General features: G+C 69.5%; 10 protein-coding genes. 4 read left to right on the top strand and 6 right to left on the bottom strand.

Translation table 11 applies throughout. The features are described from left to right. Positions 1 to 103 precede the first annotated feature (103 nt). Complete coding sequence (locus ABZ463_RS31975) at positions 104 to 1,636, top strand: long-chain fatty acid--CoA ligase (RefSeq protein ID WP_352015915.1); 1,533 nt, start codon at positions 104 to 106, stop codon at positions 1,634 to 1,636. A gap of 131 nt (positions 1,637 to 1,767) precedes the next feature. Here the strand turns inward: ABZ463_RS31975 and ABZ463_RS31970 are convergent, their stop codons facing one another. From ABZ463_RS31970 to ABZ463_RS31960, 3 genes are all read right to left on the bottom strand, one after another. Further along, entirely contained in the window at positions 1,768 to 3,027 is a 1,260-nt protein-coding gene (locus tag ABZ463_RS31970) for a cyclopropane-fatty-acyl-phospholipid synthase family protein (protein ID WP_352015916.1), read from the bottom strand. Positions 3,028 to 3,039: 12 nt separating this feature from the next. Further along, positions 3,040 to 4,398, bottom strand: coding sequence for an FAD-binding oxidoreductase (locus tag ABZ463_RS31965; protein WP_352015943.1), 1,359 nt, complete (start codon positions 4,396 to 4,398; stop codon positions 3,040 to 3,042). Between the two features lie 161 nt (positions 4,399 to 4,559). Further along, positions 4,560 to 6,200, bottom strand: coding sequence for a protein kinase (locus ABZ463_RS31960; RefSeq protein ID WP_352015917.1), 1,641 nt, complete (start codon positions 6,198 to 6,200; stop codon positions 4,560 to 4,562). 150 nt (positions 6,201 to 6,350) lie between these two features. Here ABZ463_RS31960 and ABZ463_RS31955 point away from each other — a divergent pair, with 150 nt between their 5' ends. After that, complete coding sequence (locus ABZ463_RS31955) at positions 6,351 to 7,517, top strand: CaiB/BaiF CoA-transferase family protein (RefSeq protein WP_362781731.1); 1,167 nt, start codon at positions 6,351 to 6,353, stop codon at positions 7,515 to 7,517. On the opposite strand, the gene ABZ463_RS31950 is transcribed toward ABZ463_RS31955, so the two are convergent. Further along, a complete protein-coding gene (locus ABZ463_RS31950; RefSeq protein WP_352015919.1) occupies positions 7,514 to 7,990 on the bottom strand; it encodes an effector binding domain-containing protein in 477 nt (158 codons plus the stop codon). The genes ABZ463_RS31955 and ABZ463_RS31950 overlap by 4 nt on opposite strands. A gap of 161 nt (positions 7,991 to 8,151) precedes the next feature. On the opposite strand from ABZ463_RS31950, the gene ABZ463_RS31945 reads away from it, so the two are divergent. Continuing rightward, positions 8,152 to 9,591, top strand: a complete 1,440-nt coding sequence (locus tag ABZ463_RS31945; protein ID WP_362781729.1) for a GuaB1 family IMP dehydrogenase-related protein — start codon at positions 8,152 to 8,154, stop codon at positions 9,589 to 9,591. A gap of 58 nt (positions 9,592 to 9,649) precedes the next feature. Here ABZ463_RS31945 and ABZ463_RS31940 read toward each other — a convergent pair whose 3' ends face one another. Then, entirely contained in the window at positions 9,650 to 9,793 is a 144-nt protein-coding gene (locus tag ABZ463_RS31940) for a hypothetical protein (protein ID WP_352015921.1), read from the bottom strand. A 252-nt stretch (positions 9,794 to 10,045) separates the two neighbouring features. On the opposite strand from ABZ463_RS31940, the gene ABZ463_RS31935 reads away from it, so the two are divergent. Continuing rightward, positions 10,046 to 10,624 carry a general stress protein gene (locus tag ABZ463_RS31935; RefSeq protein ID WP_352015922.1) on the top strand — a complete coding sequence of 193 codons (579 nt, stop codon included), beginning with the start codon at positions 10,046 to 10,048 and terminating at the stop codon, positions 10,622 to 10,624. A 5-nt stretch (positions 10,625 to 10,629) separates the two neighbouring features. Here the strand turns inward: ABZ463_RS31935 and ABZ463_RS31930 are convergent, their stop codons facing one another. Then, the gene (locus ABZ463_RS31930) at positions 10,630 to 11,625 is read right to left on the bottom strand and encodes a LacI family DNA-binding transcriptional regulator (RefSeq protein WP_352015923.1); all 996 of its coding nucleotides are present in this window, start codon (positions 11,623 to 11,625) and stop codon (positions 10,630 to 10,632) included. Between the last annotated feature and the right edge of the window lie 337 nt (positions 11,626 to 11,962).

Here is an 11,962-nt window from a genome sequence, read left to right as displayed (position 1 = left end):
GAGGTGCTTTACGCGTCAATTCGTAACCATTGTTACCTACCGGTAGGTATCTCCGCCCTGAAAAGATGGCACGGGACAGATCCCGCCCTGGAGGAGGACGCCCATGCTCAATCTGTCGATCGTCCTGGAGGACAGTGCCCGCCAGCAGCCCGACCGCACCGCGATCGTCTTCGGCGACCTGCGGCTGCCGTACTCGCTGGTCGACACCATCGCCAACCAGGTCGCCAACCTGCTGGTCTCCAGAGGCGTCGGCAGAGGGGACCGGGTCGCGCTGGCCTGTCCGAATCTGCCCTACTTCCCCTTCGTGTACTACGGCATCCTCAAGACGGGCGCCACGGTCGTGCCGCTCAACGTGCTCCTGCAGCCCAGGGAGATCGCCTATCACCTGCGGGACGCCGAAGCCAAGGCCTTCTTCTGCTTCGAGGGCACGCCCGAACTGCCGCTGGGCGAGCGGGGCAGGGCGGGCTTCGAGGAGTCCGAGCCGACCGAGCACTTCATCGTCCTGCCCGCCACCGCCTTCGCCACCGAGTCCGAGCACGGCGAGACCCTGTGGGCGGCGCTTGACGGCGTTCCCGGGCAGTTCCAGACCGTGCAGACCGCACCGGACGACACCGCGGTGATCCTCTACACCAGCGGCACCACGGGACAGCCGAAGGGCGCGGAGCTGAGCCACCAGAACATGCTGCTCAACGCCATGGTCTCGGACGAGATGTTCCCGCGCTCCGAGGGCGGTGACGCCTTCCTGGCCGCGCTGCCGCTGTTCCACTCCTTCGGCCAGACCACGGTGCTGAACCTGGGGTTCCGGCGCCGGGCGACCATCGTGCTCATGCCGCGTTTCGAGCCGGGTCCGGCGCTCGAACTGATGCGCGCGGAGAACGTCACGCTGTTCGCGGGCGTGCCGACGATGTACTGGGCCATGCTGACCAGGGTTCACGACGGCGACGCGGTCCCCTCCTCGCTGAGGGTCGCGGTCTCCGGCGGCGCCTCCCTGCCCGGTGAGGTGCTCAGGGACTTCGAGGCCACCTTCGGGATCGGCATCCTGGAGGGCTACGGCCTGTCGGAGACCTCCCCGGTGGCCAGCTTCAACCAGCTCGGCAGGCCGACCAAGCCCGGCACGATCGGCACGCCGGTCTGGGGCGTGGAGATGAGGCTGATCGACGGAGACTGGAAGACGGTCGAGGGCGAGGGTCCCGGGGAGATCGCCGTCCGCGGCCACAACGTGATGAAGGGCTACTACAACCGCCCCGAGGCCACCGCGGAGGTCATGAACGACGGCTGGTTCCGCACCGGCGACATCGCCGTGCGTGACGCCGACGGCTACTACACGATCATCGACCGGGCCAAGGACATGATCATCCGGGGTGGTTTCAACGTCTACCCGCGTGAGGTCGAGGAGGTGCTGATGACCCACCCCGGCGTCTCCCTCGCCGCGGTGGTCGGAGTCCCCCACGACTCGCACGGCGAGGAGGTCAAGGCCTATGTCATCCGCACCCAGGGGGCGACGCTCACCGAGGACGAGCTGGCCGCCTGGGCCAGGGAGAACATGGCGGCCTACAAGTATCCCCGTTTCGTCGAGTTCCGTGAGACCCTCCCGATGACCGCGACCGGCAAGATCCTCAAGCGTGAGCTGAGGTAGGGGGCCCGGCCCTCCATCGCCTCCGGGGCCGTTCCGAACCCGGAAGGCCGCGGCCCGCACCCCGGTGGATGCGGGCCGTGGCCCCTGGTGATGAGTCCGGTACGAGGCCCCCGCGAAGAGACCGGTTGAGGTCAGGGCCAGTCGAGAGCCGGACGCAGCGGCACACCGGCCACGCCCTTGTCGTCGAGTTTCACGCCCAGGACCTGGTGGAGCTGGACCTTGTTGCGCTCGAAGCCGACCACGCACCCGGCCATGTAGAGCCGCCACACCCTGGCCGTCCCCTGTCCGACCTCCTCGACCGCCTCGTCCCAGTGGTCGTCGAGGTTGGCGCACCAGTGGCGCAGGGTCTGCGCGTAGTGCTCACGCAGGTTCTCCTCGTGGCGGATCTCGAAGCCGAGGTCCTCCATCTGGCGAATGAGGTGGCCGACCGACTCAAGCTCACCGTCGGGGAAGACGTAGCGGTTGATGAAGCCGCCCGCGTTGATGGTCTTCTCCACGCCGGTGGGCCTGGTGATGCAGTGGTTGAGGATGCGCCCGCCGGGCACCAGCTTGCCGTACAGGAACTTGAAGTAGAACGGCAGCTGGTCCTTGCCGATGTGCTCGGTCAGACCGATCGAGCTCACGGCGTCGAAGCCGCTCTCCTGGACGTCCCGGTAGTCCATGTGACGGACCTCGGCCAGCTCGCTGAGCCCCGCCTCGGCGATGGCCTTCTGCGCCCATTCGGCCTGCTGACGCGAGAGGGTGACCCCCAGCGCCTTCACGCCGTACTCACGGGCGGCGTGCATGACCATGCCGCCCCAGCCGCAGCCCACGTCCAGCAGCCGCATGCCCGGCTTCAGGCCGAGCTTCTTGGCCACCAGGTCGAACTTGGCGTACTGCGCCTCCTCAAGTGAGGACTCCTCGGTCGGGTAGACCGCGCAGGTGTAGGCCATGGAGGGGCCGAGCACCCAGGAGTAGAACTTGTTGGAGACGTCGTAGTGGTGGTGGATCGCCTCGGCGTCACGCTGCTTGGCGTGCCTGCTGCCCATCTTCGCGAGCATGCTGCGCCGTACCTCCTGGGGGGGAGGCGGCACCCGCATCATCAGGGGCTTGACGCCGAGTGCGCGGATCGCGGCGAGCTTCTGCGCCGTGGTGATGTCGTTGATGGTGAGTGACCACATGCGCGCCAGCAGGGAGTACATGTCCCCGTCGACGTCGAGGTGCCCCGAGACATACGCCCTGGCCAGACCCAGCTCACCCGGAGCCTGGGCTAGATAGGCCACAGCGATCGGAGACTTGACCTCGACACCGATGTCGGCGCTGTCCGGACCCGCCTTGCTGCCGTCGTACGCTCTGAAACGAATCCCCGCCTCCGAGCCGACGACCATCTCGAAGATCTCTGCGAGCTTCACAGATTCAACCTCCTAACGCCCCCGCACACACTTGTCGTAGAGGTCGAGCAACCGGCCACCCGCGTCGTATGCCCGCTTTACTGGCCAGTAGGCCGTTCCGTTATAGAACTGCCAGAACTCGTCCTCCCCGTAGAACGACGTCGAGTACAGCGACTTGTGCCCCTCCAGCTCGTGCACCCTGCGTTCGATGAGACGGTTGTAGTAGCCGTCGAACTGCCCTCTGGGCAACGGCACCGTACCCCAGAAGCCGAAGTTGACATACAGTCGCCCCGGCTCAAGGGGGTAGAGCGGCCACTGCCCGGTCGCCTTCAGGGGGCACATCCACACCGGCTCCATGCCGACCTTGTCGTGGAAGAACTCAAGGAACTCGGCTCCGCGCTCGACGGGCACCTCGATGTCCTGGATGACCGACTCCTGCAGCGGACGGCCACGCCAGCGGTCGATCCTGGCGATCACGCCGTACTTGCGGTCGAGGCCCACGAGCCTGCGGTAGACGTCCGAGCGCATCCACTTGCGCGGCATCAGCGAGCGCACCAGCGGCTCCTGCACGCCGAAGGCCCGCGAGCACCAGAACCAGTCGGTGTCCCAGCGCCAGATGTAGTCGCGGACGGTCAGCCAGTCACGGGTCCTGGTCTGGATCGACCGGTAGTAGATGCGCATGCCCGTGTAGTCGGACAGATAAGGCGCCTTCTCCGCGAAGCGCCCGACGGTGATGTAGAGCTCGCCGGGGCCGAAGAACGTGCCGTCCACGAAGTCGACCGGCTCGCCGTCGTGCTCGCCGCGCTCGCAGATCTCCTTCATGGCGATCATGCACTTGTCGGCGTCGGTGAAGGGGATGTGGGTCAGCCGGACGTAGGGCTGCACACGCTTGAGCTTGATCCGGATCCGCAGCGCGTAGCCCAGCGTGCCGTAGGAGTTGGGGAAGGCGTGGAACAGGTCGCTGTGCTCGTTGTCGGCACGCGCGACGACGACACGGCCGTCACCGGTGAGGATCTCCAGCTCCTCGACCGACTCGTGCGGGAGCCCGTCGCGGAAGCTGGTCGACTCGATGCCCAGCCCCGTCACCGCCCCGCCCAGCGTGATCGTCTTGAGCTGCGGCACGACGTACGGCATGAGCCCGTGCGGGAGGGTGGCGTCCACCAGGTTCTCGTAGGTGGTCATGCCCTGCACCTCGGCGGTCATCGCCACCGGATCGACCTCGATGACCCGGTCGAGGTCACGCGCGGACAGGCGCGCCCCCTGCGAGCCCTCCCTGAAGCGGAACAGGTTCGTGGTCGCCTTCGCCAGCCGTGGCGCGGAGCCGCCGGGAATCGCGGCGTAGGAGTCCCTGATCTGCTCAACGGCACGCCGATGTGCCGACATCTGTGTCATCTGTTCCACAGGTCCTCACCCCCAGGGCTCCCACAGTAAAGATCGCCTCTAGCACGTTATATCTCTGATGTCCCGGGAGCCATGCGGGACACGTTAAACGCGTGGAAACTCTACGGGGGTCCCGTCCCCGGCGTCTCTCCGGCCACCGGCCCGCTCCGCCGTCACTCGCCTCCGCGCGGGTGGAAGCTGTCCATGACCTGGTTCATCAGGCCGGTTCCCGCCTTCCACTCGGAGGCCACGGTGGTCCAGCTCACCACCATGACCGTGTCACCGACGCCGATGAACCGGCTGATCTCGTGGTAGGTGGTCCCGGGGGTCGCCCACGGCACACCGCCGACGTCCCTGGCCGTCCAGGTGAACTCCCACTGCAGGCCCGCGCCGTACTTCAGGGGGATGCGCGCCGTACGGTCGGTGCCGATGTCGCTCCACTGCGCCGTGTTCTCCTTGACGGTCCGCTGGAGCGTCTCCAGGCTTCCCAGTTGCCCGGGAAGCACCTCGACCGCCATGTGGGCCCGGCCGTCCGAGCGCAGCCACTGGGTGTAGCCGGTCTCCGGGGCGTAGTCCCCCTTCCAGCCCGCCGGGTAGCCGATGGACCAGTTCTCCGGGGACCTGGCCCGCCAGGTGCGCAACCGGGAGGCCGGGGCGGCGGTCCTGGTCTTGACGGGGGTCGGGGCGGGAGTCGCGGACGGCGAGGTCGTCTCGGCGCTCACCTCGGCGACCGGCGAGGGGTCGCCGGAGCCCGCCGGCTCCGGGAACTGCGCCTTCACCGGTGAGACCGTGACGGTGTTCGCGTTCGCCATCGCCACCGCCACGGCGCTGCCTCCGGCGACGAGAACCACCGCGGCGGTGATCAGCGCGGTCTTGCCGCCGCCCACGCCGGCCTGCCGCCTGCGCCGCCGCCTCGCGGGGGGCTCGGGTGCTTCAGGGATCTCGGTGGTCGCCGAGGTCGTGTGCTCGGCTCGCACGGCGCGGCGCGGCATGGTCCCCGAGGGGTCGTTGATCGCCTCGGTCAGCAGCAGGTCGGCCTGCTCGGCGCTCAGCCTGCGCGCCGGATCGCGCTGGAGCAGCCCGGTCAGCACCTCGCGCATCGCCCGGGGCACCCGGTCGAAGTCGGGTTCCTCGGTGAGGAGCGCGCCGAGGGTGGCGATGGCGTCACGGCGTTCGAAGGGGCCGTGGCCGATCAGCGCGGCGTACAGGGTGGCGCCCAGCGCCCACAGGTCCGACCAGGGCCCGACGTCGCCGTTCGCGGCGCGTTCGGGGGGAAGGAAGCTCGGCGAGCCGGTCACCATGCCGGTCTGGGTGAGGGAGGTGTCACCCTCGACGGTGGCGATCCCGAAGTCGGTGAGTACGGCCCGGCCCTCGGCGTCCAGCAGGATGTTGCTCGGTTTGACGTCACGGTGCAGGATGCCCGCCTCGTGGGCCGCCCTGAGGGCGGACAGCACCTGACGACCGACCTCGGCGACCTGCCGGACCGGCAGGATGCCCGCCTCGTCGAGCCCCCGCGCCCTGACGAGTTCCATGACGATCCAGGGACGCCCGTCCTGCTCGGCGACGTCGTAGACCGCCACGATGTTGCGGTGGTTGAGCCTGGCGGCGGTCCTGGCCTCGCGAGAGGTGCGGGCGAGCTGGCGTTGGTGCTCCGCGGGGGCGAGATTGGGCGGCAGGAGAACCTCCTTGACCGCGACCGGGCGGTCCAGGAGGGTGTCGTGCCCCTCCCACACCACCCCCATGCCCCCGCGGCCGAGCTCTCTCAACAGCCGATAACGCCCAGCGACCACCCGTTCACTGTGCGGATATGTCATCGCACGACCCCTGTCCCATCCAGATAGGGCGCAAGTTTCCCATATCACTCGGACACCGCGCGGGCCACCGAGAGATGTCTTGCCAGCGAAAGCCGAACGTTGTTCTACTTGCCGGAAGGAGACTCTGGGACCTTACCAAGGGACCACCGGTTGCGACGGACCGAACATGAGGAGGACGCCCCGGTGGAGCACGTCACCAGGACCGGGCCGCTGACCGGAGTGCGTGTGCTGGAGCTGGCCGGGCTGGCTCCCGGGCCGTTCGCGGGGATGATGCTGGCCGACCACGGCGCGCGGGTGCTGCGGATCGAACGCGTCGCCGTGGTCACCGCCGAGGCGGACGCCCCCCGGCGCCAGGTCATGGACCGGGGCAAGCGGACGATCGGTCTCGACCTGAAGTCCCCCGAGGGCGTGGCGGCCTTCAGGCGCCTGGCCCGGGAGGCGGACGTGGTCATCGAGGTCTACCGGCCGGGGGTCGCCGAGCGGCTCGGCATCGGCCCCGCCGACCTGCACGCGGTCAACCCGCGCCTCGTCTACGGGCGGATGACCGGCTGGGGCCAGGAGGGACCGCTGGCGCGGACCGCCGGGCACGACATCGACTATCTCGCGGCCTCCGGCGTGCTCTCGGCGCTCGGCCGCGAGGGGGAACGCCCCCTGCCGCCGGTCAACCTGCTCGGCGACTTCGCGGGCGGAGGCCTCATGCTCGCCTACGGCGTACTGCTCGCGCTGCTCGAACGCGAGCGCACAGGACGGGGACGGGTGGTCGACGCCGCCATGGTCGACGGGGCCGCGGCGCTGTTCGCGATGTTCTACGACCGGGTCCAGGACGGCTCGTGGGGTCCGCGCGGCACCAATCTGCTCGACACCGGAGCCCCCATGTACGACACCTACGAGACCGCCGACGGCGGGTTCGTCGCGGTCGGCGCGCTCGAACCGCGGTTCTGGGCGGAGCTTGTCTCCCTGATGGGCCTGACCGGCCTGCCCGACCGGAACGACCGGGCGAACTGGCCCGAGCTGCGGCGCAGGCTGACCGAGGCGTTCCTGTCCAGGACGCGCGCGCAGTGGCAGGAGGTGTTCGAGGGCTCCGACGCGTGTGTGTTCCCGGTGCTCGACACGGCCGAGGCGGCCCGGCATCCGCACAACCGGGCCCGCGGCACCTTCGTCGAGGCCGGGGGCGTCCTCCAGCCCGCTCCCGCGCCACGCCTGCTCGGTGTCCCCGAGCAGGATCTCTCGCCCGCGACCCGGCTCACCGACCTGTCGTCCTGGGGCCTGCCCCCGGCCGAGCAGGCCAGGCTTCGCGAGGCCGGGGTGCTCGCCTAACCCGCGGGGCGCATCGAGGGGAAGACCGCGACGTAGAGGTCTGCGCCCTCGGCGTGGTGGATCTCCAGGTCGGTGGTGAAGGCGCGGGCGGGCGAGCCGCCGGACTCGGTGTGCTTCCACACCTGCTGCCAGGCCTCAAGGAGAGCCCCCGGCATGGGGCCGCGCGCCTCGACCTTCAGCGCCTGGACGCCGGGCACCCGTACCGCGACCATGCCCTCGGGCAGCGCGGCGGCGCTGCGCACGGCCACCCCGACGACCTGCGTGTAGGAGCCGTGATGGTCGCTCTCGTAGTCGGTCAGCACGGCGTAGAGGTTCTCGTCGATCCGCCCCGGCACGTGCGCGAAGGCCCCGGGAACACTCGCCCGCGCCCACAACGCGCCAAGCCGTCCCCGCCCCTGCTCCAGTTCCTCCGCGTTGGAGGTCCGTACGGCATGGCCGACGACAAGCATTTCGGACCGATCGACAACGATCACAGCGCCTCCTTACGGCCATCCAGTGAACTCCGCTCAAACCGGATCTTAGTGCCCTCTCAGAGTGCCGGCTCCTCTTTGAGATCTTCAAAAGCGGGAAGGCCTATTCGTAACCATTCATCGGAGTATTTACCGGATCATTCACCGGAACAGGATGGAAGAACGTGAAATTTCTCAACGAGATGGTGCCTGCTCATGAGCTGACCTACAGCGATGTGTTCATGGTGCCGTCACGCTCCTCCGTCGGCTCCCGGCTGGCCGTCGACCTCTCGACCCACGACGGCACGGGAACGACGATTCCGGTCGTGGTGGCCAACATGACGGCCGTCGCGGGACGCAGGATGGCCGAGACCGTCGCCCGGCGCGGCGGGATCGCGGTGATCCCCCAGGACATCCCCGGCGAGGTCGTCGCCGACGTGGTCGACTGGGTCAAGAAGCGCGATCTGGTGCACGACACCCCGCTCACCCTCACCCCGCACGACACCGTCGGCAAGGCCCTGAGCCTGCTGCCCAAGCGGGCGCACGGCGCGATCATCATCGTCAACTGGGACAACCGCCCCGTCGGCGTGGTCACCGAGGGAGACTGCGCGGGCGTGGACATGTACACCCAGTTGTCCCAGGTGATGTCGGATCACCTGCTCACCCTGCCCGCCGGTCTCGACCCGCGCGAGGCCTTCGACCGTCTCCACGACGGACGGCACAGACTCGCCCCGATCGTGGACGAGAAGGGCCGCCTGGTCGGCATCCTGACCAGGACCGGCTCGCTGCGGGCCACGCTGTACCGGCCGGCGACCGACGCCGCGGGCAGGCTGCGCGTCGCCGCGGCGGTCGGCGTCAACGGGGACGTCGCGGCCAAGGCCAAGGAGCTGCTCGAAGCCGGGATCGACTGCCTGGTCGTGGACACCGCCCACGGGCACCAGGAGAAGATGATCGGCGCCCTGCGGGCGGTCCGCTCGCTCGGTCCCGGCGTGCCGGTCGCGGCGGGCAACGTCGTCACCGCGGAGGGGGTGCGCGACCTGGTCGAGGCCGGGGCGGACATCCTCAAGGTCGGGGTCGGGCCGGGGGCCATGTGCACGACCCGGATGATGACCGGGGTCGGGCGCCCGCAGTTCTCCGCCGTGCTCGAATGCGCCGCCGAAGCCCGCCGTCTCGGCCGGCACGTCTGGGCCGACGGCGGTGTCCGGCATCCCAGGGACGTCGCCCTGGCCCTGGCCGCGGGGGCGGCGAACGTGATGATCGGCTCCTGGTTCGCCGGCACCTACGAGTCTCCCGGCGACGCGAGGACCGACGCCGAGGGACGCAGGTACAAGGAGAACTTCGGCATGGCCTCCGCCCGCGCCGTGAAACTGCGAACCGCGGAGGACTCCCCGTTCGAGCGGGCCCGCAAGGCGCTCTTCGAGGAGGGGATCTCCACTTCGCGGATGTATCTTGATCCGGCCAGACCCAGCGTCGAGGACCAGATCGACGCCATCGTGGCGGGGTTGCGGTCTTCGTGCACCTACGCGGGCGCCTCGACCTTGGAGGAGTTCCACGAGCGCGCGGTGATCGGGGTCCAGAGTTCGTCGGGCTACACCGAGGGCATGCCCCTGCACCAGAGCTGGTGACCCGGCCGCCGCGCGCCGCTTTCGCGCCGGGGCGCCCTCGCCCCGGCGCGAAAGAACGTCACCTGCGGTAACGCGGCTGCAACACGTGCTCCGCCCGGTCCTCCAGCTGCATCCGCCTGGCCGGATAACGAGTGAGCCTGCACAGCGCCATCAGCCCCGCCAGGGCCAGCACTGCTTCGATCATCATGATGAATGCGATCATTTCGGGTTCCTTCGCGGACCTGGCGCCGACGATCCCTGCCCACCCGCCGTCTGCGCCACTCGTAAGAACCTTAACAGTGGATCAGGGGATTTGTCCCTCAATGTCCACTTTCGTGGGAAAAGTTTTCACTTGGAAGCTTTCTCGCAGACTACCAGGGGCTGACAAGCCATGACCAGGTCGAACGCATGTCCCCCTCCTCACGGGGTAGCCGACGGCCCGAATCCCCGACCACACAAGGGAAGGCGAACGGACATGGCACGGTTATCGACCACCCCGGACACCCCCGTCGTCGTCGACCGCAGGGTTCTCGTCGGCTACGACAACTATCCAGCGGCCCAGCGAGCCGTGGACGGGCTCTCCGACGCCGGGTTCCCCGTCGAGTACGTGACGATCTTCGGCAGCGACCTCCGTCTTGAGGAGACCGTCACCGGCAGGATGACGAACGGCAAGGCCGCCCTCACCGGGGCCGGCGGCGGCGCGGTCTTCGGCGCCGTCGTGGGGATGTTCCTCGGCGTCTTCACCTCGACGACGATGTCGTTCGTGGTCCTGGTGCTCTGGGCGGCGCTCTGGGGCACGGTGACGGGGGCGGCGTTCGGCTTCGTCAACCACTTCTTCACCGGCGGCAGGAGGGACTTCGCCTCACGCAGCGCGATCGTGGCGGGCCGCTACGACGTGCTGGTCGCCGCCTCCCACCTCGACCACGCCCGCGCCGTCCTCGACGGCGGCCCGCGGCCCGCGGACACGGTGGTCGTCGAGCCCGCTCCGTCGGCCGGGCCGTACGAGCCCGGCCTGCCCCGCCAGGAGGGCCCCTCCTCCCGGCAGCGGACCTGAGCCCGTTACGAGGACGACCTCACGACGAGCCTCGTCGGCATGACCAGCGGCTCGGCCGGGTCCCCCTGGATCAGGCCGAGCAGCAGCCGGACCATGGCGGCCGCCTGCTCGGCGTGCGGGCTGTGGACACTCGTCAGCGGTGGGTCGGTGTAACGCGCCGCCTCCACGTCGTCGTAGCCGACCACCGCGACGTCGTCGGGAACACCTCTGCCCGCCTCGCGCAGGGCCCGCATCGCGCCGATGGCCATCAGGTCGTTGGCGGCGAACACCGCGTCCAGGAGCGGGTCGTCGGCCAGCAGCTGGCGCATGGCGACCGCGCCCGACTCCCTGGTGAAGTCGCCGACCGCGATGATCGAACGACGGTCGGAGTCACGCAGCGTCTCGCGGTAGCCGGTGAGCCGGTCCTGCCCCGCGGTCATGTCCAGCGGCCCGGCGATGGTCGCGATCCGCCGTCTGCCCCGTTCCAGCAGGTGCCCGACCGCCTGTTTCGCGCCGCCCACGTTGTCACCGTCCACGTACGGCACGGCGACCGGCGCGGCGGGCCTGCCGTACGAGACGACCGGGACGCGCAGCCGGGTGAGCGCGCCGGGCAGCGGGTCCGCTCCCCGGCCGGACACGAGCATGACCCCGTCGACGTGGCCGCCCGCCACGTACTTCTCCACCCTCGCGTGGCTCTCCGGCGATCCGGCGGGCAGCAGCACGACCTGCTTGCCCGCGGTCTCCAGTTCCAGGCTCGCCGCCCGGATGACGGTGGAGAACATCGGGTCGTCGGAGAAGGCCCGGTCCGGGTGCTCGGAGACGACCAGCGCGACGGAGTTGGTCCGCTGGGTCACGAGGTTCCTGGCCGCGCCGTTGGGGACGTAACCCAGTTCGTCGACCGCCCGCATGACCACGTCGCGGATGTCGGGGGTGACGGTCGGCTGGCCGTTGACCACGCGGGAGACGGTCGAACGGGACACCCCGGCACGGGCGGCGACCGCCTCCAGGGTGGGTCTTCTCATCTGTTTTCCCCCGCTTGTCGACACCACGGCGTAATGCCCTCGGGTGGCGAGTCGGGCGCGCGAGGTCGCGCGGGTCCGCGCCGGTCTCCCGGCCTGCTCGGCATTATCCGGCATTATGCGTCAGCCGCCTGAACGGACGGCCCGGAGCGCCCGCCCCCACGCCGATCGCGGCGCGCACGGCACACCGTTGGCCGTCGCGGCACCTCCCGCCGAGGTCACGGCGATGATCGCGAGGTGTCCGTCCCCCCGCATCTCATATGTCGGCCGGACCCCGTAGAGTCGTTCGGCCGACCGGAAAGCGGCCGGCGTGCATCAACCGACGCGCACCCAACCAAGG

Origin of the sequence: Streptosporangium sp. NPDC020145 (assembly GCF_040631275.1) — a bacterium.
Taxonomy (GTDB): domain Bacteria; phylum Actinomycetota; class Actinomycetes; order Streptosporangiales; family Streptosporangiaceae; genus Streptosporangium.
The sequence above is the reverse complement of the archived record's forward strand: the minus strand, read 5'-3'. Positions and strand labels throughout refer to the sequence as shown.

Coding starts and splice junctions, on each gene's coding strand:
- ABZ463_RS31930 (WP_352015923.1), bottom strand. CDS start 11,625: ATGAGAAGACCCACCCTGGAGGCGGTCGCCGCCCGTGCCGGGGTGTCC.
- ABZ463_RS31940 (WP_352015921.1), bottom strand. CDS start 9,793: ATGATCGCATTCATCATGATGATCGAAGCAGTGCTGGCCCTGGCGGGG.
- ABZ463_RS31960 (WP_352015917.1), bottom strand. CDS start 6,200: ATGACATATCCGCACAGTGAACGGGTGGTCGCTGGGCGTTATCGGCTG.
- ABZ463_RS31935 (WP_352015922.1), top strand. CDS start 10,046: ATGGCACGGTTATCGACCACCCCGGACACCCCCGTCGTCGTCGACCGC.
- ABZ463_RS31975 (WP_352015915.1), top strand. CDS start 104: ATGCTCAATCTGTCGATCGTCCTGGAGGACAGTGCCCGCCAGCAGCCC.
- ABZ463_RS31965 (WP_352015943.1), bottom strand. CDS start 4,398: ATGACACAGATGTCGGCACATCGGCGTGCCGTTGAGCAGATCAGGGAC.